We start from the raw sequence: 24,858 nt of genomic DNA on the forward strand, positions 1-24,858 counted from the left end.
ACACTTTGTCGACCTTTAGAGTGAATTAGGGTCTACACTTGTATGAATGAGCTAGTGAGCGGCAATTAATGGGTCGATTACAGCTAAATATTCATCCATTTTTTTGTGCTGGTTTGGAGACAAGGCAATAGAATCTAACAAGTTTTTGCACCGTTGTAGACAGGCAAGCTGATCTTCGTCAAATTGCACTTCATCAATTAATTTAACCATTACCTTAAGAATACTTAATGCCATATTAGGATTCTTAGGTGCTAAAACAAAGGCTTGAGAGAGTAACTCGTATGCTGGTTCATAGCGCTTGTTTTTGTAGTGAGAGGATGCCATTTCGCCGAGCTCTTTAGGAGAATAGCGAATATCCGTGCGCTCTTTTGTTTCCTGATCTAAATACTCATTAATCACTTGGCCAACAAAACTGTCACCTTCTATTTTAGATTTGACCGAATCCAGTAGGCGGATTGACTCTTCCCAATAGCCCATTTCGTGGAATGCTTTTACTTTATCTAAGCTATCCTCAACTGAGCTACCGGTTTTTGTATCCATGTGATCTTTAATGATTTCTTCAGCTGCTTTTTTATCACTTTTCAGGTTGAGCATACGCGCATTAATAATGGCTAGTTGCTCGGTTAACTGACTGTCATGGCCATATTCATTTATGAAAAAAGACAAGTCACGTTCGGTTTTGGCAATCAACCGAGTGGCTTCTTCACCATTTAATGAGCCTGCTAAGTCAATGGCTGCACGGATCACGTTGAGGTTTAAATCTGGGGTATCATGGATAGAGTTTTTAGCAAACTTGGCCATATTCATGGTGGCCATGTATTGGCCTTTTTTATCATGATTGAGGCGAGCTAAATTCCATGATTTTTTATTTCTATCCAAATTACGCGGGGCGAGTTTAGTGGCTTCTTGAATGATCTCATAGCCTTTGGCGTAATCTTCTTTTTCAATGTAATACTCAGCTAATGCGTCATAGGTTGTGAATCGCGTGTCATCGCGTTCTAGCAGTTCATCGGTAAGGGCGATGGCTTCAGACATTTTATCTTGTTTTAGCAGACTTCGAGCTAGATTCACTTGAACCCAGCCGTATTTGTAACGCTGGGCGAGTTTTCGATAAAATGTTTCTGCTTGGGAAAATTCTTTGAGGTTAATTAGACACTCGCCGATTAACCGATTGATCATGGGGTAGTACTTACTTAATGATTCATCTTTTAATTGGCGCTCAGCATAATAAATGGCCGTTGGATATTCCGCTTTATCGATGCAATAGGATAATTTATACAGCTTTTCTTTAATCGCGAATAAGTACTTGAAGCGCTTTTCCATGGTTTTACGATCTAAAGGTTTTACCCAAAAATCGCTAGGCTGCAATTCAACCACACAATTTACCAGTGACATTGAGGTGTCAGCGCTTAGGAAAATAACCATGGTGGTTTTAGTGATATATCCTTTGAGGCGCATCTCTTCAAGTAAATTGAAGCCATCTTTATCGCTGCGTATATCAAAGGAAATTAGTACTACATCAAATTTGGTTTGTTCACACAAACGCAAGGCATAAAACGCATTTTCAGCGCTTTTACAATTATGGATACCTATCTGAGCCAATGCAGACTTAATGCTATCGTGCACTAACGCTTGGCCATCAATAACCAATATATTTAAGGCGCTTAATGGTTTTTGCGGGGGTATTTCAATCAATTCTTAATTTCCAACATCTTATTTTTTTTCTGTGGAAGGTCGAATACAACATGATCCTTAGGGCAAAGACAAATGTGCGAATTATTTGCTCGGTATTGAGGAGGGGGTTATCGCCCGATAAATTGACACATAATGGCGAAAAGTCCTGTTATGTTGCCACTCATCCAAACAAAGTCCAAGGCAATGTTTACTGTACATTTAAAACGGTTTCGAGTGTTTACTTTCACCGCTTTTATGTTTCGTATTCTATTTATCTCACCGTTAGGGATCAAAATGACCGCTTAGCTTTATCATTGCTCAAGATGTGGGGATTAGCAAGCAACTTAAGACCTAAAGCAATCAAACCTAACTCGCCAAGGTGGTCTGAGTCAGGTTTGTTTCTCACTTAAGGGGTTTGGAAAGCTAGTTTAGCGCTCTTTTGATTGTCCTTTGCTACTGCTTTGTCTTTGTATCGTTCTATTGCTCGAATTTTTACTGCTCATACGATTCGGTGAATAATTACGACTGCTTTTTTGCACGCTTTGAGATTGCTTATTTGAGTAACGCTTTACAGAATTACTGTTGCTGTTTGAGCGTGTACTGGCAGCACTATTAACTTTATCCTTTGAGACATTGCTGTTTTTGCGCTGGGCGCTGTTTTTATTGGTTGTGACATGATTGCTCTGGCGCTGGGCGTTAGTCTTAATCTGACTTTTTTGCTGGGTTCCTTTTTGCGAGCGCTGCACCACAGTATTCCGAGATTGCGCCGATACCTGACGTTGATTCGATTTATCTTTAATATTCGAATGCTTGTTGGTTTTGTTCGACTGTAAACGCTGTTTCGTTTGTTCAACCTTTTTATTGGTTTTAACGGTTTTGTTGTGGTTACGCACTTGAACAGGTCTTGATTTATCAACTATGCGAGTTTTACCACCGGTACTGATCACCCGTTTGTTATTATTTCGATTTTGCTGACGATAAACCACCTTAGGCGTGTGCACGTTATACCTCACCCCTCTTCTATGGGTAGGGTTGTGCTGCCAGCGCTGAAATTCACGTGAATTTACTCTACGCACACCATCATCACGACGGCCGTAACCATATGAATGACGATTATTGACTACGATGTAACGACTGCGCCAGTTAAAGGCACCCCAAAATAAGTTGTAACGAACATATACTCTTGGGCTCCAATATAAACCTGCATGTCGATAATAATGAGCCGGACGATGCCAGAAAATCGGAGGGTAGTCGTGCCACCACCAAGTACCATAAACGATGCGCGTATCGTAATAAGGTACATATACAATTTCTGTGGAAGCAGGCTGAATAACGATATTCTCGTCTTCTTCTACCACTTCAATGTATTCGCTGTTCTCTAAACTGCCTTGTTCATAGGCTTTGTGGCGCAAATTCTGAACGCTAGTTAATACCTGCTCTTCATTAATTAAAAATGCATCACCTAAGTCTTGCAGCCAGTTAAGATCTTCAGTTAATTGCTGCAACAATTCATGGAAGGGGACTAGGGCTTTAACACTGGGATCCCAATCTTCTTCAGCGATGGCTTCCATCACTTCTTCTTCTGATAAAGATTGGTTGTTTTCTCGCCATCGAGCCGCTTGTACAACTTCTAGTGGATAAGTAGAGGCTACTAAAACATGTGATAACACGGTATCTGGATACAATGCGACCGGGGCTAGCATTTGATCAAGTTCTGCTTGATCAAGTAAGTAAGTACTTTGTTGTGCCGAGTCATCATCGATTGTGTCGCCGTCTTGCTCGATCACAATCACGTCTTGGGGTTCTTGCGCTTGTGCAAGATTGATGGCCAAGGTCACGATGACAGAAATTAAGGCCAAGTACACTAAAACGTACTTTGTGCTGCTTTTCATAGTATTCTCCTTTATTACAGAATACTTATAGAATGTTTGTCCTTAACCTTAGCTGAACCAAAAATGAAAATCTCATCTAAATCGAGTTAGATAAAACAAAACATGATCGATCTTTCTTCTGATAATCCCCGTAGTAAGTTATAATCTCAAGCAGAATAACTAGTTCTCACTCCGAAATTTTTCAAATTATTCTGCAATAAATTTACCGTTGATTCGTTCTAATCGAGATTACCTATACTTATTGAAAAGCCGATTTGCTGATTGACCAATAATCAAGTCGCAAATATCGGTACTTATTTGCTGAATTTACCAATTAAAGGATTCTAAGAATGCGCCTTAGCCATGCCATTGTCATATTTTCGCTAATGCTGTTAACTGCTTGCAGTGAACCCGCTCCAGCTCCGCAAGCGCGACCCACTCCAGAAGTGGATGTTGCTTCGCCAATTAAAACTGTGATTGACCAATGGGATGAATACACAGGACGTTTCCAAGCAGTTAAAGAAGTGGAAATTGTCGCTAGAGTGAGTGGTTACTTAGACAAAGTAAACTTTAAAGATGGGCAAACAGTCAGCAAAGGGGATGTGTTGTTTGTTATTGATCAACGACCTTTTGAAATTGCATTAAAAAGCGCTAAGTCGCGTTTCTCTTTGGCGAAAAAAGAATTAGAACGTGGTTTGGATTTGCGCAAAAAGAATTCCATCTCCCAAGAGCAAGTCGACCAACGTCTCAGTGAATATGAGATGGCAGAAGCTGCCTATGAAAATGCTAAATTGGAAATGGAGTTCACAGAAGTTAAATCGCCCATCGATGGAATAGTGTCTCGAGATTTTGTAAACGCTGGAAATTTAGTTAACGGCACTGCTGCCAATGCAACTTTGCTTACCACTGTGGTATCTATTTCGCCCATTCATTTCTATTTTGATGCAGGTGAGCGAGATTTTTTAAAATATCTTCGACTTGATCAGAGTAACCAACGAGGCAGTTCTCGCGACACGCCAAATCCGGTAAAAATTAAACTGCAAGATGAAGATACTTTCATTCACGAAGGGGTGATGGATTTTGTGGATAACAAGTTAGATCAGAGTACCGGTACGATTCAAGGGCGGGCAATTTTACAAAATGCTGATGGTTTTATCGTGCCGGGAATTTTTGGCCGTATTCGTTTGCTTAATCGACAAAATGTAAGTGTATTGCTTGTGCCAGATAAATCTATCGGCACGGATCAGTCCCGCAAATTTGTTTACGTGGTGAATCAGGAAAATCAAATTGAACGCCGCTTCGTGACCCTAGGTGAGTTACACACTCGCGAGCTACGAATTATTGAACAAGGCATTGAGCAAGGCGATAAAATTGTTGTGAATGGCATGATGCGCGCCAGACCTGGAGCCACGGTCTCTCCGGTGGATGTAGATATCAATGAAACTTACAGTTACTAATCGGGAGACTCAAAAATGAAGTTCTCCCATTTTTTCATCGATAGACCTAAGTTTGCTTCGGTATTGGCGATTATTATCCTTATTGTTGGGGCGTTGGCGTATTTCACCTTGCCCATTGAGCAATATCCGCAGATTGCTCCTCCCACTATTCAAGTATCAGCCAGTTACCCAGGGGCCAATGCAGAGATTGCCGCGAAAACTGTCGCAACGCCCCTTGAACAAGAAATTAATGGCATTGAAAACATGCTGTATATGTCATCGCAATCAACAGCGGATGGACAAGTCTCTGTCACAGTTACCTTTAAGTTGGGAACTGACTTAGATAACGCTCAGGTACAAGTGCAAAATCGGGTGGCCATAGCTGAACCGCGGCTACCGGAAACCGTCCGACGATTGGGTATAGTGACACGTAAGAACTCCCCTGATCTGATGTTAGTGGTGAATTTATTTTCACCTAATAGTACCTATGACCAAACTTATATTGCCAACTATGCCACCTTACAAATTAAAGATCAGATTGCCCGCATAAATGGGGTGGGAGAGGTGCGTATCTTTGGGGCGAGCCAATATTCTATGCGGATTTGGCTTGATCCAGACGTGATTTCCTCTATTGGCATGACGGCGTCTGAGGTGATAACTGCGCTACAAGGTCAAAATATTCAGGTGGCCAGTGGTACTTTAAATAAATCCCCCATACCTGAGGGTCAAAATGCGTTTGAATTGAGCGTACAAACCCAAGGCCGTTTAATCGATCCTGAACAATTTGAAAATGTAATTATTAAAAATACAGACGGGCGAATTGTTCGTTTAAAAGATGTGGGTCGAGTCGAACTAGGAGCGGAGAGTTACGCCACTCGTGGGTATTTAGGCCAGAAAAAAGCCATCGCAATGCCAGTATTCCAGCGTCCAGGTTCAAATGCCTTGGAAACGGCGGCAGCCATCCAACAGACCATGGTGGAAATGTCTGAAGACTTCCCGCCTGGGCTAACTTACGATATTGCTTATAACCCCACTCAATTTATTAGCCAATCTATTGATGCCGTTGAAGTGACCATTTACGAAGCTATTGCGTTAGTGGTGCTGGTGATATTGGTGTTCTTACAAAATTGGCGAGCCGCTATTATTCCGATTCTGGCGATTCCTATTTCATTAGTGGGCACCTTTGCAGTTATGAGTGCCTTAGGTTTCTCGTTAAATAACCTAACGTTATTTGGTTTAGTGTTAGCCATAGGTATCGTGGTAGATGACGCCATAGTGGTGGTTGAGAACATGGAGCGCCTGATTGGCGAGGGAATGAGCCCCCGTGAAGCTGCACGAGAAACCATGACTGAAGTAGGCGGTGCGCTGGTGGCCATTGGGTTGGTACTTGTGGCTGTATTTTTGCCCACCGCGTTTGTAGAGGGGATTTCAGGGACGTTTTATAGTCAATTTGGAATTACCATTGCCGCTGCGACTATGATTTCTGTGTTTGTCTCGCTGGTGCTAAGCCCTGCTTTATCAGCGGTTTTATTCAAACCCCATAGTGAAAAATCGAATTCAGGGCCATTTGCGTGGTTTGCTAATAAGTTTAATCGTGGCATGGATCGTACATCTTCTGCGTACGGTAAGTTGGTGTCCAAGGTTATTCGTTTTGGGGCGATTATGTCTATCGTCTATTTAGGATTGATGTGTTTAACCGGCTTTTTCTTTAATAAAGTCCCCCAAGGGTTTATTCCTGCTCAGGATCAGGGGTATTTGATTATTGCTGTCCAGCTACCTCCTGGGGCGTCGTTAGAGCGCACTGATAGTGTGGTTCAAGAAGTAATGGATAAGTTGCTGAAAATCGATGGCATTAAAACCTCCGTTGCCTTTGCTGGTTTTTCTGGTGCAACTTTCTCTAGTGCGTCTAATTCGGCAGCTATGTTTCCAGCACTTGAATCTTTTGAATATCGGGCAGCTAAAGGGATCACCTTTGACCAATTAGTTGCTCAAGCCCGCAAAGAGTTATCGACTATTAAAGAAGCTTATGTGGCAGTTATCCCGCCGCCGCCTGTTCGTGGTGTAGGTAATGGTGGTGGCTTTAAAATGATGTTGGAAGATCGGCGTGGATTGGGACTGCCGGTTCTAGAAGAGTCTATGTGGCAATTGGCCAATGCGGCTAATCAGGAACCTGCTACTACCTCAGTGTTTAGCTTTTTTGAAACCAATACGCCTCAGCTATATGCGGATATTGATCGCGAGAGAGTTGAGCGTTTAGGGGTGTCGGTCAATGATGTTTTTAGTGCTCTTGAGATCTATCTCGGTAGTGCTTTTGTCAATGATTTTAACTTCTTAGGACGTACATTCCGAGTTACTGCTCAGGCAGATGCGCCATTTAGATTATCGGCTGAAGATGTTGGTCGAATTCGAGTGCGTAATCAGGCTGGCGATATGGTGCCCCTAAGCTCAGTGGCAACGTTTGAATATCGTTCAGGTCCATCGCGAGTGCCTAGGTACAATCTGTATCCCGCTGCTGATTTAAATGGTGATACGGCAGCTGGTTATAGTTCCGGTGAAGCCATCGCGACTATGGAGCGCTTAGCGGCGGAAATTTTACCTGATGGTATCGGTTACGAATGGACAGAGCTTGCTTATCAACAGAAGCAAGCAGGCAGTTCGGCTTTGTTAGCTTTTGTGTTTGCGGTTATTTTTGTATTTTTATTATTAGTCGCCTTGTATGAAAGTTGGACCTTACCTTTGTCGGTCATTCTGATTGTGCCAATGTGCCTACTTGGGGCTATCTCAGGTGTGTATATTGCTGGAATGGACAATAATATTTTGACTCAGGTTGGGTTGATTGTATTGATTGGCTTGGCCAGTAAAAATGCGATTTTGATTGTTGAATTTGCTCGCCATAAAGAACAACACGGTGTGCCTCTGTATAAAGCGGCAGTAGAAGCTGCAACCTTAAGATTGCGTCCAATATTAATGACGTCATTTGCCTTTATATTGGGAGTGGTGCCGTTGGTGATTGCTACTGGTGCTGGAGCTGAAATGCGTCAGGCTCTGGGAGTGGCGGTGTTTAGCGGTATGCTCGGCGTGTTATTCTTCGGGCTTATTTTTACGCCGGTTTTCTATATTTTATGTCGTAAGTTATCGATGCTGGTTAAACGCCAGAAACTCGATGAGAATGGTTGTGTGCCAGGTGTGCAAATCCATCATTAATGTGCGGTAAACGCTGTTTAGATGTGAAAAAAGAGACTTAGGTCTCTTTTTTTGTTTACCCCTCGTAGGACATTGAGGAAGCAGTGAGTAGCTACTCTCTAGCCTTGATTGTTATTGGAATAGAGTCTCGCTATTTATTGGGACCATTATTTAGTAAATGCAAGTCGAACTGATGTCCCAGCTTTTCGGTTTTGGTGCGCAGGTAGCGTCTATTATCTTCGGTTAAACCGTGATCAATGGGGGTTCTGGAAACCACGTTGATGCCCATTTCTGATAACGCGGCTTGTTTTTTAGGGTTGTTGGTCATCAAGGCAACATTCTTCACACTTAGGGTATCAAGCATTAACCTGCAGATTGAATAGTCTCGCAAATCTGCGTCGAAACCTAAATGTTCATTGGCTTCTACAGTGTCGAGCCCACTATCTTGTAGCTTATAAGCGCGAATTTTATTTAACAAGCCAATTCCACGTCCTTCTTGACGGAGATAAAGGATAACCCCTTTTCCTTGCTCCACTATATTTTGCAAGGCTTTTTCTAATTGAGAGCCGCAATCACAGCGGGTACTGAAAAGCGCATCACCGGTTAAACATTCGGAATGTATACGAATAGGAATGGTCTCATCTTCTTGCCACTCCCCGTAGGATAGGGCGACATGTTCTTGTTGCGTTGCAATCTCAACAAAACCGTGGATAGTGAATAACCCAAATTGGGTGGGAAGGGCAGCTGAACTCACAAATTCAAACTTTTTCGTTGGCGTGTCTGTCACCACTTTTGACCTTTCAAAACTGTAAATTACCTATTAACTCACCAATATGGGCACGATTACGTACATTACAACCTTTAGTCGATAGTTTTACAGCCAGTAAATTGGGTTAAGGGGGCCGGTTTAGCGACACCATAGCCTTGAGCGAAGTCAACGCCCATCTTACCTAACTCAACCATGACGTCTTTTGATTCTACGAATTCTGCAACGGTATGCATTGACATGGCTTTGGCCAAATCTTTCATAGAGCCCACCATGGCCATATCAATGGGATCGACAAGTAAATCTTTAACAAAGCTACCGTCAATTTTAAGACAATTAACCGGCAGGTTTTTTAAATAACTATAAGATGAGAAGCCGCTACCAAAGTCGTCTAGTGCAAAGGTGCAGCCCAATTTTTTAAACGCATTAATAAATCGTAGAGTTTCTTCCATTTTAACAATTGCCATGCTTTCGGTAATTTCAAAACAAATCTTATGGTGGGGTATTTGATAGTGTTCGAATGCATTGGTTACATGGCGTTTGAGGTCGTTATCAGCTAGAGAATGGCCACTTAAATTTATGTTGCACTGACGTAATTGTGAAAGATGTTGCGGGTTTTCAGACAGCCATTTAAAGGTGTTTTTAATCACCCACTTATCTATTTCAATGGTTAGGTTGTATCGTTCGGCTGCCGGTAAAAATGCTGCTGGTGGCACTATTTGGTCATTTTCATCGAGCATGCGCAGCAGAATTTCATAGTGGTGCCCATCAGCAACTTTAGACAAAGGGTAATAATGTTGGTAGTAGAGTTGAAATCTATTTTGTTCTAATCCTAAGTTTATTTGAGACACCCATTTTAATTCGGTTTCATAGCGCTGCATTTTGAGATCTTCACTTGAGTAAAGATGTATTTGACTACGACCTTGTTCTTTTGCAACGTAACAGGCTGCATCTGCCATACTCATAAGTTGTTCTGGGGTTTCAATATGTTCTTGCCACTTTGCCATGCCAATACTTATACCCATGGAAAAAATACGATTGTCCCAAATGAATTTAAATTCTTTGACTGCATTTAATAGTTGGTTGGCAATAACAACCGCATTTTGAGCATTTTCAGACTCTAAAATAACCCCGAATTCGTCGCCCCCTAAACGGGCTAATAAACCCTTGTTCAACACCTCATTATTTAAGGTTTGGGATAGTTGTTTAATGAGTGCGTCTCCGGCTTTGTGGCCGCAGGTATCATTGACTATCTTAAATTGCTCAAGATCCATATAGAGTAACGTGAGATCTTGTTTTAATTGCTTAGAACGGCGAATACCGTCGCGTAATTTTTGTTCAAACTCTCGTCGGTTATACACACCGGTCAAAGAATCATGAGTGGCTAAATATTCTAAACTGATGCTGGATTGTTTCTTTTCGGTAATATCAAAAATGGATCCGAAAAAGTACTTCTCATTTCCGCTACCAGTGAGTTGAACTGAAATACAGAACCAAAATTCGCTGCCGTCTCTGCGAATGCCTTTAATTTCTTTACCTAAGGCTTTTTCGTTTTGAAAAATCTCTTCCATTAGCAAATCTCGCTCGTGGGGATTCGCATAGAGCACAGAAGTGTCTTTGACTTCCGACAACATTTGGGTTTCATCACTGTACCCAAATAATTGGCACATGGCCGGGTTAGTAGTGACTAACTTTCCGTCTTGTGTTGAGGTATAAAGTCCCTCTGCAGAATTGCGGAACAGATCATAAAATTGATGGAGATTTTCAATAGCCGTTTGTTGCTGTATTTGTCTGGCAAATGAAAGTGCTTTTTCATGACTTTCGATGGCAACAGCAATAAGTAGCACTCCGGACATAACGATTAAGGATAAAATCAGTGCGGTATCATTTTCTATGGCTTCACCGGATAAGTAATAACTTACTTCAGACATCAGTGTTGCGCTGATAATTAACCAACCTAGGGCATACAAACCATTTGGTGTTGCTTGTTTCCTATCGTGGTATATCAGGGTTAATAGAAGATGAAGTAAAACCGCCGCTGCAGTTAACGCTGTGCCAACAATCAACTGTGAATAACTATCTAAAAATGGCCCTATTACAATCAACGATATTGCCATTAAATACGAAATATAACGCCAATAAAACGGGATGCGCACTAATAGAGCGTGACAAACTTTAGCCGCAGCAAAAATAACAATTGCCACTGTCACACTGCTAATTTGTGAGGTGTAGGCTCCTAAACCAGTAAATTGACTAACAATGCCCTGAATGTTTAAGAACAACAGTAGCAAAGCGGCATTGGTGACAGAAAACCAAAACCGAATAGGGCTTCTTAGCAGTATATAGGTAACCAGGAAGTAGAAAAATAGGATGGCTAAAGCGCCACCTACAACGCCAATAAAGGCTAAATTAAATTGCTCTTTGGCTATGAATTCTGAGTCGGTCCAAAGGTCAATGGTATAAACCGATGGACCATCATCTTGGATGCGCAGATAAATATTAACGCTCTGATTTGCACTTAAAGACACCGGTAAAACAAAATTTCTATGGTTATAGGGACGGGTGGCTAAATCGCGTTTTGCTCCCACTAAATAGGTTTCTAAAAGTCGGTCCTTATCATCAAGAACGTAGGCGTCTAGGTAGTCGATAGACGGATTACTTACAACTAACATGTATTGTTGGTCGATGCTGTCTTGATGAACAATTGAAAAACGCTGCCACAATGCTTGGTTTTCCAGCAGTGGTGTTGTATCAGAGGTATTTGACCATTCGTCGAATGCTTGAACTTGAGATAGTTGAGCGCGTTTATGTGTGCGCATCATCGTGGTATTGCCGTTCACTGAAACATGCCCCACTTCGGCATTAACAATGACAGTAGGAATGGGAGTTGTTTGTTGTGCAAAACCAAAGCCTACAAAGCTTAACAACAGCAAGCATAGGCGACTGACAAATTTCACGTTAAGAAACCATTTGAACTATATTTACCTTAGACTTAATACTAAAAACGGAAGCCCTGATTTTAGGATTCGAAAGCTATATTATTGAATTGCATCTAGTTTAGTTAACAGTTTAGCTAAACTATCGAATTCAGCAAACCCTGTAACTTCAATCCATAATGCCTCACAAGTACCGTCATAACAAAATAAAAATGTATCTTGCTCTGATACAAACTGGATTTGCGCTCGGTCGGCACCTTCACTTATATCAGAAATTCTGGCTTCAATTTTCTGTAACCAAACTTTTGCCTGTTCGATGGCTTCATCCTGAGTAGGGAAAGAATCACAAATAACGTTGATATGAGCGTCTTCTCGTTGCCATTTATAGTGGGCTAGCTTGAGCATGATATTTCCATGGATTGGCCCCAGTCTGGTGGTGTTTGCGCGTAGCGTTCGAATTCAGGTTGCTCATCAAATGGTTTTGCAAGTACGTTAAGTAAGCGCTTGCACTCTTCAAAGCTTCCTTTTTCCGCTGCATCTATAGCATTTTGTGCTAAATAGTTGCGCAGAATAAACTTCGGGTTTGCGGCTTTCATTGTAACTAAACGCTCATTTTTGGGTAAGGATTCATCTGCTAACCGTGTTAAGTAACTTTGATACCATTGTTGCGCTTTGTCGCGGTCAATGAAGTGATCTGCTAGCTTGCGTGAATTTAAATTGTCATCGCATAATAAACGGAAACTTTGGGTGTAATCACGCTTGTCTTGGGCAACTAACTCTAGCCATTGATTGACTAATCTCATGTCATCGTTATGAACTTTTTTGAATCCAAATTTTTGTCCCATTAATTCTGCATATTGACTTTGTAAACGAGGCTCATACTGGGTCAACGCTTGTTTGATTTGTTCAATGGATAGGTAAGGGGTAAAGGCATGGGCTAACGCATTTAGGTTCCACAAAGCTACTCCGGGTTGTTGGTCGAAAGCGTAACGTCCGTTGTGGTCGGAGTGATTGCATATGTAATCAGGATCGAAGGTGTCTAAAAAGGCATAAGGGCCAAAATCAAAAGTGATACCGTGGATCGACATATTATCGGTATTCATCACGCCGTGACAAAATCCGAAGGCTTGCCATTTAGCAATTAAGTCTGCTGTGCTTAAGACAATCTGTTCCAACAATGAGTAGTGGGGATTTTGGTGATCTAAAAGCGACGGGTAATGTTGTTGTAGGGTGTAGTTGAAAAGTTTGTCGAGCTTATCGAGCTGTTTAGATTGATAAAAATATTCGAAATGGCCAAATCGAATGTGGCTCTGACAGGCTCTAATTAACATTGCTCCGGTTTCAGGTTGCTCGCGATAGACAATTTCTTTGCTAGAGATAAGGCATAGGGCTCTTGAGGTTGGGATGCCTAAATTATGCAACGCCTCACTTGCTAGGTACTCGCGTATTGTCGACCTTAACACTGCTCGTCCATCACCAAAGCGTGAGTAGGGGGTTTTACCCGCTCCCTTTAAATGCAAATCCCAAGATTGTTGTTTTTCAGTGACGGCTTCGGCCAATAGAACTCCTCGCCCGTCGCCGAGGTCAGGGTTCCAGCCCCCAAATTGGTGACCACCATACTTTTGAGCGACTCCCTGCTGATTTAAACAACCATCAGGTGTAAACAGCGCAGCGAATAGAGTATCGGCTTGAGAAAATTCGTTCTTAAGTTCTATGTCTTCCGCTAATTGCTCGTTATACAATGCTAACTCTGGCTCAAGTAGCGGTGAAATTCGAACTTGGCTTACCATGTCGGATAGTTTTTGTGCGTAAGTATGATCGAAATGCACGTTTGCGCCTTATTAGTATTAATTCAAAGTATAGTTTATCCTGATAGAGGGTTGTCTTGATACCCTTGATCGGAAAAACGATTTTGAAATCCTTAGTTAATTATTGTGAGGTTAATAACATGAATTTAAAACCTGTAGCACTTCTTGCCACCTTGATTGCTGGTAGTGCCTTGTGTGCCCCGGCGTTTGCTGGTGACGCAGAAAAAGGTAAAGCTAAGTCGGCCACTTGTGCAGCTTGTCATGGGTCAAATGGTATTTCTATGATCCCAATGTATCCAAATTTGGCAGGTCAAAAAGAACAGTATTTAGTTCTACAAATGAAAGCGTTCCGCAGTGGTGAGCGTAATAACATGGTAATGGCACCTATGGCTAAAGGCCTTAGTGATGAAGATATTAATGATTTAGCGGCTTACTTCGCAAGTTTGAACCCAGCAGGATAATTAGCTGGTACTACTTTAGTACAGGAGGCTCTTGCCTCCTGATGGCTGCCAATGCATTGGCGGCAATTCCGATCTTTTTCAAATACTTAACGTATCTACTGAAATTAACCAACAGAGATTTCCTATGATCGTTTTACATCACCTCAATAATTCCCGCTCCCAACGTATTTTATGGTTGCTGGAAGAACTTGAATTAGACTACCAAATTAAACATTACAAACGTGATGCGCAGACTAATTTGGCTCCTTCTACTTTGAAGCTAATTCACCCTCTAGGTAAGTCTCCGATTATTACTGATGGTGACGTCACCGTTGCTGAATCGGGGGCGATTATAGAATACTTAGTCGAACGTTATGGCGCTCACTTGAAGCCTAAGGCGGACACTGAAGCGCTTAGGCAGTATCAGTATTGGTTGCACTTTGCTGAAGGAACGTTGATGCCGCCTATGGTCGCTAAGCTGGTTTTTGACAAAGTTCGCGCTAATGCGAAACCTTTTTTCGTCAAAATGATTGCTAATAAAATTGCTGATAAGGTTATGGAAGGTTATTACATGCCAATAATCACCAGCAACTTGGAGTATGTAGATACTCACTTGCAAAACAACTTGTGGTTTAGCGGTGATGAGCTTTCAGGAGCAGACTTTCAGATGAGTTTCCCCCTAGAAGCTAGCTTCTCAAGAGGTGGTGGCAAACAGTATCCTGCTATTGCTGCTTACGTTCAAAAAATCCACCAACGAGATGCCTATAAACGCGCGTTGGAAAAAGGCGGTGAGTACGCTTACGCCTAAATCTTAATTGAGAGCCTTTACGTAGCGTTGTTGTGTTTAGCTATCTGCGCTAAGAAGCGCTCTCCATATCGTTCAAGTTTGGTGTTACCAACCCCACTTATTTGTAAAAATTGGGCTGGGTTTTCTGGTAAAAACTCCGCCATATCTGCAAGACTAGCATCACTAAACACCACAAAAGGTGGTACGTCGTCTTGTTCGGCAATGGTCTTGCGTAGATGTTTCAATTTGGCAAATAACACTCGGTCGTAATAGCGTTTGTCGTTTTTATCGCGCTTCGAGGTTTCTAGTGCAAGACGAGGAACCGCTAGTGTGACAGGGACTTCAGATTTTAAGATGGGACGCGCCGCTTCGGTGAGTTTTAGGTTGGCATTTTGAGTAATGTCGATTCTAATCAGACCTTGATGAATGAGTTGGTTAATTACATTGTGCCAATATGCTTCTGATTGGTCTTTGCCAATTCCATGGGTTGGTAGCTTATCGTGTTGCTGTTCAACTATTCGTTTATGACTTTTGCCACGCAACACATCAATGACGTATTGGGTGGTAACGGTTTGGCCCAATCTGAATATACAGGATAGTACTTTTTGCGCATGTATGGTGCCATCAAACCGTTTGGGCGGATCGATACAAATGTCGCAGTTGTTACAGTGGGCGCCACTATATTCTGAAAAGTAATTGAGCAGCACTTGGCGACGACAAGTTTGTGCATCTGCGAAGGCTTCCATGGCTGCAAACTTTTGCAGTTCAACGTCGTGACGTTCGGTGTTCTCACCCATGCCAATCCATTGACGTATGCGAGCAGCGTCTTTTTCGTCGTATAACAACAAGGCTTCAGCTGGCATGCCGTCTCGTCCGGCGCGACCTGTTTCTTGGTAGTATGATTCGACGCTGCGGGGTAAATCGAAATGCACTACGTAGCGGACGTTAGATTTGTTGATCCCCATTCCAAAAGCAACGGTTGCAACTATCACATCGACATTATCTTGGATGAAGTCTCGTTGGATTTTGTCTCTTATCTCTGGCTCTAATCCTGCGTGATATCCGGCGCTATTAATACCTTGTTTGGCTAATTTGAAGCTAAGTTCGTCGACTTTAGCGCGGCTATTGCAGTAAACAATTCCGCTTCCTTCTTGGCTTTTTACATACTGAATGAGTTGGTCGACTGGTTTGTATTTGGTCAGTAGGTTGTAACGTATGTTGGGGCGATCGAAACTGCTTCTAAATACAAAGGGGTTATGTAAGTTCAACTGCTGGGAGATATCCGCTCTGGTGGCGATATCGGCGGTGGCTGTTAATCCCATGACTGTGGTATTTGGAAAGTGTTTTTTTAATTGGCCGAGCAGCCGGTAATCTTGTCTGAAATCATGGCCCCAGTGTGAGACACAATGGGCTTCATCGACTGCGATTAGACTCAAATTTAGGGTATGGAGGCGATGGATAAACTCCAATTGCATGAGTCTTTCTGGGGCTACGTATAAGAGTTTAAATTTACCGTCTTGTAGTTGGCGGTATATATTCAACAACTGCTCTCTGGGAATTGAGGAGTTAATGTAGGTTGCTGCTACGCCGGATGCTGTTAGGGCATCAACTTGATCTTTCATGAGTGAAATCAGTGGGGATACAACGACGGTTAATCCTGGCAATAGGAGAGCGGGTACCTGATAACAAAGTGATTTTCCACCGCCCGTTGGCATTAAAACTAATGCGTCACGTCCATCTAAAACCTGTTCGATAATTTGTTGTTGTCCATCTCTAAAGCTGTCGTAACCGAAAACTTCTTTTAGCACTGTGACTGCAGGTGCTTCAGATTCTTTGCTTGAAAGGGGCTCGCTGGTGGCGGTTGACAAGTAATTTCCTCGTACGTATTAAAAATGGTGTTGAAATGGAATCAGTATTGATGATTTTACTTAAAAAGACCCTTGGGGTATACGCTATATACAGCAAATATTAATGGGTTTTAATATGACACAAAATAACACGGATACAACTGTACTTTTAAATTCAGAAGCGTTGGCTGAGATTGTGGTGAATATGTTTAGTGAGCAAATGCCTTTTAATCAGCTTCTGGGAATAAAAATCGACAAATTAAGTGCTGATAAAGTCGAAATTAGGATGCCTTGGAGTGATAAATTGATGGGCAACCCATTCCACAAAATTTTACATGGCGGGGTGACAGCCTCAATTTTGGATACCGTGGGTGGAGTAACAGCTATTTTACACTCGATTAAAGGTATCGAAGAGATTAGTGTTGAAGAATTTCAACGTAACTTCTCAAACGTGGGCACCATCGACATGCGCGTCGATTATTTACGGCCAGGCAAGGGAAATGAGTTTATCGCGACCGCAGAGGTGATCCGCAAAGGCAGGAAAGTCGCAGTGTGCCGAATGGAGCTACACAATGAGACAGGCACTCACATCGCCTTTGGGACAGCCACTTATATGGTTGGTTAAAGTTACACAACAAGACAGGCATAATAATCTGCGCACACACATTAGGACAGGCATAAAATTCTGTGTGTAATCGGACCTGCATTGGCCTTTTTAAGACAGTCATTGATAATTACGTCAGAAAAAGAGTCAAAAAGGTTAAGAGTGAGGCCAAGAACAAGACAGTCAAGGTAGTTAAAGTATTAATTCGATTTAAAACGCAGTGATGTAACTTAGTGGAAAGTGTATTTCTCGTTATAGACGATAATTGGGCTTCAATGTTGTTGAATTGGGTGCTTTTTAGCAAATTAAGTTGGCCAGAAATGAGCTAAGTGTGTCTACGTGGATTTAAACGGGGTTAGCAACCAAAGATAGTGGGCGGATTGTTCTTGTGCTTTTTAGCCAGGCTCGTCCTGTATTTTGCCTAAAACGTTCCATAGATTCAGACTCACCAGCGGCAACACCAAAAACATCTTCAAAATTATAAATAAGTTCTAACCATGCGCTTTCACTCTTTCCAAATGTTTTGACAATTGTTGGTGGCACTATTTTGTTTTTTGCACAACGCCTAAACCTTTGAGCGCTAAAATGAATAAGTTGCATATAATCCACTAAAGTAAACGGTAATTGATTATGCTGTTTTAGTGAAGGGCCTTGTTTAAAAGGCATTAATGATGGTGGTTGATAGCCCTTTTGGAATGCATTCAATCGTTTTTTAATACTTGTATGCATTGACGATTCAGGTGAGGAGGCTATTTGCGTACGAATTGGATTCAAATCGACGTAAACTAGGCAAGCTGCTAAAGCTTTCTCGTCTAATAGTGCTTGGGATTTAAACCGTCCTTCCCAAAAATGTCCAGTGCAGTCATCCTCTTGATTCGCTTGTCTTGCAATAGGTTCATTTAACTCACGCATAAACCAACTAATATCGTATAACCGTTTTCGATAGGTGGATATAGCGTTAGTAACGGGTTCCTGCTGATTTTCAGGTAGCGTGTGCCAATTCTGGTTTGTAAAAAGTTGTTGGACTAGTTCAGTTGGTTTATGAATTTTCTGCCAACGCTCTATAACGTCATAATCCGACAAGTTTAACGCTTGAATTTTATTTACGTGTAAAACCACGTGGACGTGGTTACTCATCACTGCATAAGCACAGACATCAATGCAAAAAACAGAGGCTAGCAGAAGTAACCTATCCTCTACCCATTGCCGACGATGTTCGTAACTTTTACCTGAATACTTATCTTCACCGCACAGAAATGCGCGGCGAACGCAGCGGGATACGCAATGGTAATATGGAGTATCTGCTAAGCTAATTTGATGCTTCCTGGGCTGTGGCATATAAATCTCTAAACTCTTTATATTGGTTTGAAGCATAGCCCTATGTGCAATAAACACCAGTCTAGTTTAGGTCTAGTTTTAATGACTGTCTCAATTTAAATTTAGCTGAATTTCGTGGGGTAATATGTGCCTGTCCAATATGAAATTAACATGCCTGTCCAATATAAAGTTTAAATGAAATTATATGAAATTTAGGTAAAGAAACTGCGGGTTGAATATCAGCTATTGTTTTCATCTTCGGTATGGTTAAAGGATTTAATTTTCTGGGTTAGATCTTGGATTTGAGATTTGAGGGAGTCTTTTTGGCTGTCTTCAGCTAGTTTTAGTTGTTCGTTTAGCTCAATCAATTGAGCTTTTAAATGCTCCAAAAGCTGTTCTTTTTGCTCTGCCTCTTCTGCTTTATCGAAGATTACTTGATCTACTGTTGAATTATTGGCTTCGTTGCTAACTTGTTGTTTTGGCGGAATGATTTTGATCTCGTCAGGTATTTTACGTTGGTTCATAAAGCTGGGCGACATGATTTCAATGGCATTCTCATGAAGGACGTTCAAAACCTCACGATTCAAGCGAGTTCTTGAACTGATAAGACTTTTAACTTCTTCTAACTTTCCACTAATTTTATAGGTGACTGAAAAGTCGCCCAATTCAACAATATGCACAAAAGGATCGGATAGTTCGCAATTTGTTGCAGCCTGAATTAACAATGGTTCAATTTTTGAATTATGAATATCGTACCCAAGGGATAAGCTAGTTGAAATGATAGTTCCAGATGTGCGGGTAACTGTGATGGGGTTAGTGATCATGAATGTATTAGGTAAAGCGACTAAATCTCTAACTTCTGTCTGAACTTCCGTATCTAAAAGTCCGCGCTCAACAACTCTTCCAAAGAAATCACCTACTTGAACAAAGTCACCTGTTTTAAACGGCTTGGTCATTCTTAGCATTATTCCAGCTAATAAATTGGCAAAAATTGTGCTTGAAGAAAAGGCAAATATTCCCGAGATGACTAATCCAATTAAACCAATGATTTGATTTCGAGAACTTTCACTAACGGGCAAAGCAAATACGGTTGCCAATAATGCTATTAGGGTTAACGCGAGCATTATTAGCTGCCGGGAAAAAAGCTTTTCACTACCTGCATCAGCCTGTTTAACTATTAATAAGTAGTTAGCTATCCAAAGTACTATTGCTACAGTTAAGAGAGTGACTAAAAGTGGCATAAAAGAGAGTGTTTGTGCTAACAAAGAATCTGTTGAAAACATAAAGTATTCCAGTTTAATAATAGAGCTGAGTTAGATTTTATAATCTAAATAAGGTTTAAACATTGAGTGCAAATCTACCTTTGCTTTGAGTTTCATCGCTAACAAAAACAAGCCCCCAAGCTTTCGATGTAGAAAGATAGTATCTACAGGAGGTGTATGCACATAGCTTTTGTCTAAACTCATTTGTGTGCCAATTACTCGTAACCTTTCTAATAGGTCACTTTTCGAAAAGTCGTAAGCACCCTCTAAATAAAGTGGTTCGCATGATAAGTAACACATTTCAGTTATATCAATTCGCGTTTTTTCTGACAAATTAGCTGACATCAAGCCCAGTTCTAATGCGTTATTTTCAATGCCCTTTTTATCTTTGTGGAAACCGGCCTGCATTAAATTTAGATAAGCTTGGGCCATTGACTTCTTGTATTCCCTAGTTGCTCCAAAATCCAACAAAACAATTTTTTCTTCTTGGCTGTCATACAAAAAGTTTGCAAAATTGGGGTCGGTTTGAATTAGTTGAAATTCAAACAATTCTTTAAAGAACAATGAAAAGAGATCGGTAGCAATTTTATTTCGTAGAGTTTGATTTGCTTCACATAGACTTTCGATTGGTTCGCCATCTAAAAAGGTCATGGTTAGGACCGAGTCGCTGCTTAATTCAGGTATCCAACGAGGGATCAGAAATCTACTGTCGCCCTCAATCAATGTGGCATACCGCTCTAAACGTTGTCCTTCTAACGTGTAATTTGCTTCTTCATGCAGCTGCGCCTTGGCTTCAGATAAAAGTGGTCGGGTATCTACACCTTTTGGTAAAAGGCCTGATATTTTTATTAAACTCGCGACATTGTCTACATCGCTGTTGATGCTTTCTTTGATTCCCGGATACTGAACCTTGACGGCTAAACGACGCAAATCGCTGTCTATTGCTTTGTGTACCTGACCAATAGAAGCTGATGCTATGGGTTTTAACTGAAACTGTATAAATTTTGATTGCCAGTCACTTCCCCAATGACACTCTAAGACAGCCATTAACTCAGCTTGAGGCATAGATTTGGCATCTGAGCGTAATCGAGCCAACAAATCGGTTAACTCTTTAGGTAATACATCACCAGCATCCATTGAAATTAGCTGTCCCACTTTCATGGCTGCTCCGCGCATTTGCGCGAGTTGGTCGGCTACCCGTTTCATATTTTTGGGGGTAAGAAGTAAATCTTTTACTTTTGGTCGGTTGCCTTTAGCAAGTTCAGAAACACCCTCTGAAATCATGTTACCTGCGATACGAGAAGCTAAACTTCCCATTTTTGCAAAACGAGAAGCCCGACCTTTGGGTATTTTCGCCTCGTTTGAAGACGTTTTTTTGGTCATTATATTTAGTTTTTAAGGTTAGGGTAGCGTTCAGAAAATTCTTTTTCAAATGCTAAACAGGCCGGAGTCTGCCCCGCACTCTCGACGTCTTTGCAGCTTAGGTTCGTTATTGAATCTACACATGCGATAGCTGATTCTTCAAACTCTGCATTACCTGTTACGGCGTTCGTGTCCATTATGCTTTTACACATATTATCGACCATGCCATCTATCATCGCTCGCATTTCAGGAGGGATCTCATCTGTTGTACTTATCTGCTCAGTCACACAAACTTTAATGTGATCACATAAACGTATGGAAGCTTCTTCAATGTTTTCTGCGAAAGTTAGCGAAGACATCATAGTCAATGAAAGTGTTATTAATGTAGTTAATCGAAGCATAATAAATCCTTGTAATTTAACAATATAAGTCTGCTGGTAGTGATTGTTAGGCAGGCACCTGCCATTAACTGATTTATTAAAACCTGAAAACTATGCCTGTCTTAAAATTTTAAAAAGAGAAAGACAACAAACATGCCTGTCCAAAAGTAAACTTCAAACATGCCTGTCCAAAAGTAAACTACTCAAGATCAAAATCGAATGAAAATTGAGTGCCTGTCCAAGATCTAATCCTAGTATTTAATGGTGCCTGTCCAATATATGGAATCAAAATAGAACAAATTGGTGAGAAAGTCAGCAAAGGGATTCGAATTGTCTGAGATTTAGTTGCAATAACTTGGTGAAACATGAGGTATAATTATGAAAAGTGTATTGTTTAGGAGAAGTTATGAGAATTTGCGGTGTAGAACTTAAAGGTAGTGAAGCTAATCTATGTTTGTTGTCTTTGGAAAATGAAGTGTTTCATATTCCAGATTGCCGTGCGCGCAAATTAACCTATTCTAAACAAGATTCAACCGCAGACGTGCGTGAATTCCAGTTTGCCTTCAAAAAATTGATGGAAGACTACAAAATTGATGCAGTAGTCATTCGCGAGCGCCCCACTAAAGGCAAGTTCGCTGGCAGCGCTACGGGCTTTAAAATGGAAGCGGCAATTCAATTAATTGAAGAATTAAAGGTTGAGGTTTTAACGCCAACATTTATTAAAGAAATTATAAAGCGCAATCCTATTCCGGTGCTTTTTTCAGAAACTGGCTTGAAAATGTTTCAAGAAGTGGCATTTACCACTGCTTTTGCCTACTTAATGAAAGAAAAATACGGAATGGAGCAGCAACCACCGGCTTAGTGCCTTTGGATACTTGCACTCATCATTGCGTTTAAGCATACCACAAAAGTTAATATGCAATAGGTATAGAGAGGATTACAAAATTCTCTCTTAGCTAGACAATATTAAATAATCTTTCTCTAGTTCATTTTTCTGGTTGTTGTCATTTCATGTCTGATAAATCTTTAAAAGTTGGCGTCGTTCTGGCCGTTGCCGCTTATGCGATGTGGGGTTTTGCTCCGTTATATTTCAAACTGCTAATGATCATGCCTGCCCCGGAAATACTGGTGCACAGAGTAATATGGTCAGCCTTACTTTTAATGATTTTGGTCTTGGGCTTTAAACAATTAGGCAAGGTGCAATCTGCGTTAAAGAACCCAAGAGTCATCAAAATTTTACTAATATCCGGATTATTGTTGGCAGGTAATTGGTTGTTATTTATTTGGGCCGTTAACAATGACCACTTACTGGATGCGAGTTTAGGCTACTATATCAATCCTTTGCTCAATGTTTTCCTAGGCCGTATATTTCTTGGTGAGCGACTACGACGAATGCAAAAAGTTGCTGTGGCCATTGCACTCATTGGAGTGTTAATTCTGCTGTTTTCCTATGGCGAGTTGCCTTGGATTGCCTTACTTTTGGCATCCAGCTTCGGTGTTTATGGGCTTTTGCGTAAACAAGTTGCTGTGGATTCTCTGCCCGGCTTATTAATTGAAACCATGATGATGCTGCCATTTGCCATTGTCTACTGGGTATTCTTTGCGTCACAAATGAGCAATATGTTCAGCAATGAAATGGATTTAAATGTCTTGTTAATTGGTGCAGGAATTATTACCACAGCCCCATTGTTATGTTTTACAGGTGCCGCTCGCCGGATACGTTATTCAACGTTAGGCTTTTTCCAGTATATCGGACCAAGTATTATGTTCATCTTGGCTGTCTATTTATTCGGCGAGCCATTACATGAAGCTCGTTTAGTGACGTTTGGCTTTGTGTGGTTAGCGTTGATGATTTTTAGCTTTGATTCTTATCGTGCATATCGAAAGTCGTTGAAGTCATTGGGAGTTTAACTGCTACAGTATTTTTTACGCAGGGTCGCCAATCACTCTATTGCGTCCCTGTGCTTTAGCATTATAAAGATGTTCATCTGCAATGCTTAACATCGATTCGATCTTTTTACTGGCACGGCTTGTGACGCCAATACTCAACGTGCACGAATGACTTATCCCTTTGCTTTTTATGACTTTTTGACTTATCTCATGGCGGAACGAATTGAGCAGTTCTATTGCTTCAGATTGTCCAGTTTGGGCCATAAAAATACAAAACTCTTCTCCCCCGAAGCGCGAATAATGGAAAGACGAAAAATGCCGAATAATCATTTTCGACACCTCTTTTAACACCACATCTCCATAGTCATGACCAAACGAATCATTAATTAACTTAAAGTTGTCTAAGTCGATCAACGCCAGTGACATAGGTGCCTGTCCACGATGGATGGTATGGTTAACCTTATTGAAGAAATGCCGTCGATTGGGCAGTCCTGTCAAATAATCAGAGTTGGCAGCGCGTCGAATGGCTTCGATTTGCTCTATGTGCTCAACGTTTTGCACTATTCTGCAAAAGAACTCCTCGTGGCAATAGGGTTTGCGTAGAAAATCGTTAGCACCACTTTTGATGAATTGGGCTAATAGTGAGGAGTGAGTGTTGGTCGATAATCCAATAATGCTTAACTGGTCTTTGTCGTAGAGTTTTCTGGCTTCAGAAACTAGTTCCAGCCCTTTTGTGTCGGCTAACTCTTCTTCAACTAACATCAGTTTGATAAGTGGGTGTCTTTGTAATAAGTCGAGGGCTTGTGCTGCGCTGGAGGTATCAAAAGTGATGAAGTTATGGCGTCCTAACAAGGATGATAGTATTCCTCGGTTGTGTCTGGATTTATCCACCACTAACACGCCAATTTGTTTATTTTTTTCCAATCTGACTAGTAGTCGGTTGAGGTATTCGAACATTTGTGCGTTTTGTTTTGGAATATAATCAACAATAGACTTTGCCAAAATATTCTCACGTATGTCTTCTTCTACCTCGCTGGTGATAACGATGGTTGGAATAAACGCATTAATTGTGAAGTTAATTGCTTGCCCATGGGGAGCGTCGGGAAGTGAATATCCGACAACTGCACATAGGTACAGCTCTGGAGATGTGGTTTCAAAAATAATCTTTGCCTGAGCTAACGTGTTGGCTAACACCACATCCAAGTTGGCTTTGCCAATGACACGCTTAAGCACGCGCACACTCGACTCATCATCTTCTATTAATAGAACTTTAAATCTCATTGGCAATTCAGCTA

19 protein-coding genes are annotated in these 24,858 nt (G+C 41.3%); 7 read left to right on the forward strand and 12 right to left on the reverse strand.

What is annotated here, in order from left to right; all coding sequences use genetic code 11:
- Positions 1-51: 51 nt before the first annotated feature.
- Positions 52-1,695, reverse strand: a complete 1,644-nt coding sequence (locus tag ABJV04_RS14230; RefSeq protein WP_348492218.1) for a response regulator — start codon at positions 1,693-1,695, stop codon at positions 52-54.
- A gap of 407 nt (positions 1,696-2,102) precedes the next feature.
- Complete coding sequence (locus ABJV04_RS14235) at positions 2,103-3,566, reverse strand: DUF3300 domain-containing protein (RefSeq protein WP_348492219.1); 1,464 nt, start codon at positions 3,564-3,566, stop codon at positions 2,103-2,105.
- A 329-nt stretch (positions 3,567-3,895) separates the two neighbouring features.
- Between ABJV04_RS14235 and ABJV04_RS14240 the strand changes: the two genes are divergently transcribed.
- Together ABJV04_RS14240 and ABJV04_RS14245 are read left to right on the forward strand one after the other, a co-directional pair.
- A complete protein-coding gene (locus ABJV04_RS14240) occupies positions 3,896-5,002 on the forward strand; it encodes an efflux RND transporter periplasmic adaptor subunit (RefSeq protein WP_348492220.1) in 1,107 nt (368 codons plus the stop codon).
- 15 nt (positions 5,003-5,017) lie between these two features.
- Complete coding sequence (locus ABJV04_RS14245) at positions 5,018-8,185, forward strand: multidrug efflux RND transporter permease subunit (RefSeq protein ID WP_348492221.1); 3,168 nt, start codon at positions 5,018-5,020, stop codon at positions 8,183-8,185.
- A gap of 130 nt (positions 8,186-8,315) precedes the next feature.
- Here the strand turns inward: ABJV04_RS14245 and ribA are convergent, their stop codons facing one another.
- From ribA to ABJV04_RS14265, 4 genes are all read right to left on the reverse strand, one after another.
- Complete coding sequence (gene ribA / locus ABJV04_RS14250) at positions 8,316-8,954, reverse strand: GTP cyclohydrolase II (RefSeq protein WP_348492223.1); 639 nt, start codon at positions 8,952-8,954, stop codon at positions 8,316-8,318.
- A gap of 71 nt (positions 8,955-9,025) precedes the next feature.
- A complete protein-coding gene (locus ABJV04_RS14255) occupies positions 9,026-11,887 on the reverse strand; it encodes an EAL domain-containing protein (protein ID WP_348492224.1) in 2,862 nt (953 codons plus the stop codon).
- 81 nt (positions 11,888-11,968) lie between these two features.
- Positions 11,969-12,271, reverse strand: a complete 303-nt coding sequence (locus ABJV04_RS14260) for a DUF3630 family protein (protein ID WP_348492225.1) — start codon at positions 12,269-12,271, stop codon at positions 11,969-11,971.
- The gene (locus ABJV04_RS14265) at positions 12,259-13,695 is read right to left on the reverse strand and encodes a protein adenylyltransferase SelO (RefSeq protein ID WP_348492226.1); all 1,437 of its coding nucleotides are present in this window, start codon (positions 13,693-13,695) and stop codon (positions 12,259-12,261) included. Before ABJV04_RS14265 ends, ABJV04_RS14260 begins: the two co-directional genes overlap by 13 nt.
- 119 nt (positions 13,696-13,814) lie before the next feature.
- On the opposite strand from ABJV04_RS14265, the gene ABJV04_RS14270 reads away from it, so the two are divergent.
- Entirely contained in the window at positions 13,815-14,135 is a 321-nt protein-coding gene (locus tag ABJV04_RS14270) for a cytochrome c (protein WP_348492228.1), read from the forward strand.
- 124 nt (positions 14,136-14,259) lie between these two features.
- Positions 14,260-14,922, forward strand: a complete 663-nt coding sequence (locus ABJV04_RS14275) for a glutathione S-transferase (RefSeq protein ID WP_348492229.1) — start codon at positions 14,260-14,262, stop codon at positions 14,920-14,922.
- A gap of 17 nt (positions 14,923-14,939) precedes the next feature.
- Here the strand turns inward: ABJV04_RS14275 and recQ are convergent, their stop codons facing one another.
- A complete protein-coding gene (gene recQ / locus ABJV04_RS14280; protein WP_348492230.1) occupies positions 14,940-16,769 on the reverse strand; it encodes a DNA helicase RecQ in 1,830 nt (609 codons plus the stop codon).
- A 115-nt stretch (positions 16,770-16,884) separates the two neighbouring features.
- Between recQ and ABJV04_RS14285 the strand changes: the two genes are divergently transcribed.
- On the forward strand, positions 16,885-17,373 hold the full coding sequence (locus ABJV04_RS14285) for a thioesterase family protein (protein WP_348492231.1): 489 nt from the start codon (positions 16,885-16,887) through the stop codon (positions 17,371-17,373).
- Positions 17,374-17,697: 324 nt separating this feature from the next.
- On the opposite strand, the gene ABJV04_RS14290 is transcribed toward ABJV04_RS14285, so the two are convergent.
- The 4 genes from ABJV04_RS14290 to ABJV04_RS14305 all read right to left on the reverse strand — a co-directional run bounded on the left by ABJV04_RS14290 (position 17,698) and on the right by ABJV04_RS14305 (position 21,694).
- Positions 17,698-18,690: a transposase gene (locus tag ABJV04_RS14290; RefSeq protein ID WP_348492232.1), complete on the reverse strand. Its 993-nt coding sequence runs from the start codon at positions 18,688-18,690 to the stop codon at positions 17,698-17,700.
- Positions 18,691-18,908: 218 nt separating this feature from the next.
- The gene (locus ABJV04_RS14295) at positions 18,909-19,952 is read right to left on the reverse strand and encodes a mechanosensitive ion channel domain-containing protein (RefSeq protein ID WP_348492233.1); all 1,044 of its coding nucleotides are present in this window, start codon (positions 19,950-19,952) and stop codon (positions 18,909-18,911) included.
- Between the two features lie 30 nt (positions 19,953-19,982).
- Positions 19,983-21,314 (reverse strand): AarF/ABC1/UbiB kinase family protein, encoded by a 1,332-nt coding sequence (locus tag ABJV04_RS14300; RefSeq protein ID WP_348492234.1) that lies wholly within the window; start codon positions 21,312-21,314, stop codon positions 19,983-19,985.
- Positions 21,315-21,319: 5 nt separating this feature from the next.
- Complete coding sequence (locus tag ABJV04_RS14305; RefSeq protein ID WP_348492235.1) at positions 21,320-21,694, reverse strand: hypothetical protein; 375 nt, start codon at positions 21,692-21,694, stop codon at positions 21,320-21,322.
- A gap of 385 nt (positions 21,695-22,079) precedes the next feature.
- Between ABJV04_RS14305 and ABJV04_RS14310 the strand changes: the two genes are divergently transcribed.
- Positions 22,080-22,535 (forward strand): DUF3010 family protein, encoded by a 456-nt coding sequence (locus tag ABJV04_RS14310; protein WP_348492236.1) that lies wholly within the window; start codon positions 22,080-22,082, stop codon positions 22,533-22,535.
- 149 nt (positions 22,536-22,684) lie between these two features.
- A complete protein-coding gene (gene rarD / locus ABJV04_RS14315; RefSeq protein WP_348492237.1) occupies positions 22,685-23,584 on the forward strand; it encodes an EamA family transporter RarD in 900 nt (299 codons plus the stop codon).
- A gap of 15 nt (positions 23,585-23,599) precedes the next feature.
- On the opposite strand, the gene ABJV04_RS14320 is transcribed toward rarD, so the two are convergent.
- Positions 23,600-24,844, reverse strand: a complete 1,245-nt coding sequence (locus tag ABJV04_RS14320; protein WP_348492238.1) for a diguanylate cyclase — start codon at positions 24,842-24,844, stop codon at positions 23,600-23,602.
- Positions 24,845-24,858: the final 14 nt, after the last annotated feature.

The organism is Aliiglaciecola sp., assembly GCF_039982535.1.
Taxonomy (GTDB): domain Bacteria; phylum Pseudomonadota; class Gammaproteobacteria; order Enterobacterales; family Alteromonadaceae; genus Aliiglaciecola.

Bases quoted from the DNA above. Each gene is read 5' to 3' on its own strand.
- ABJV04_RS14295 (WP_348492233.1), bottom strand. From the start codon at position 19,952: ATGTTTTCAACAGATTCTTTGTTAGCACAAACACTCTCTTTTATGCCA.
- ABJV04_RS14310 (WP_348492236.1), top strand. From the start codon at position 22,080: ATGAGAATTTGCGGTGTAGAACTTAAAGGTAGTGAAGCTAATCTATGT.
- ABJV04_RS14300 (WP_348492234.1), bottom strand. From the start codon at position 21,314: ATGACCAAAAAAACGTCTTCAAACGAGGCGAAAATACCCAAAGGTCGG.
- ABJV04_RS14260 (WP_348492225.1), bottom strand. From the start codon at position 12,271: ATGCTCAAGCTAGCCCACTATAAATGGCAACGAGAAGACGCTCATATC.
- ABJV04_RS14305 (WP_348492235.1), bottom strand. From the start codon at position 21,694: ATGCTTCGATTAACTACATTAATAACACTTTCATTGACTATGATGTCT.
- ABJV04_RS14290 (WP_348492232.1), bottom strand. From the start codon at position 18,690: ATGCCACAGCCCAGGAAGCATCAAATTAGCTTAGCAGATACTCCATAT.
- ABJV04_RS14285 (WP_348492231.1), top strand. From the start codon at position 16,885: ATGACACAAAATAACACGGATACAACTGTACTTTTAAATTCAGAAGCG.
- rarD (WP_348492237.1), top strand. From the start codon at position 22,685: ATGTCTGATAAATCTTTAAAAGTTGGCGTCGTTCTGGCCGTTGCCGCT.
- ABJV04_RS14245 (WP_348492221.1), top strand. From the start codon at position 5,018: ATGAAGTTCTCCCATTTTTTCATCGATAGACCTAAGTTTGCTTCGGTA.
- ABJV04_RS14270 (WP_348492228.1), top strand. From the start codon at position 13,815: ATGAATTTAAAACCTGTAGCACTTCTTGCCACCTTGATTGCTGGTAGT.
- ABJV04_RS14240 (WP_348492220.1), top strand. From the start codon at position 3,896: ATGCGCCTTAGCCATGCCATTGTCATATTTTCGCTAATGCTGTTAACT.
- ABJV04_RS14275 (WP_348492229.1), top strand. From the start codon at position 14,260: ATGATCGTTTTACATCACCTCAATAATTCCCGCTCCCAACGTATTTTA.
- ABJV04_RS14235 (WP_348492219.1), bottom strand. From the start codon at position 3,566: ATGAAAAGCAGCACAAAGTACGTTTTAGTGTACTTGGCCTTAATTTCT.
- ABJV04_RS14320 (WP_348492238.1), bottom strand. From the start codon at position 24,844: ATGAGATTTAAAGTTCTATTAATAGAAGATGATGAGTCGAGTGTGCGC.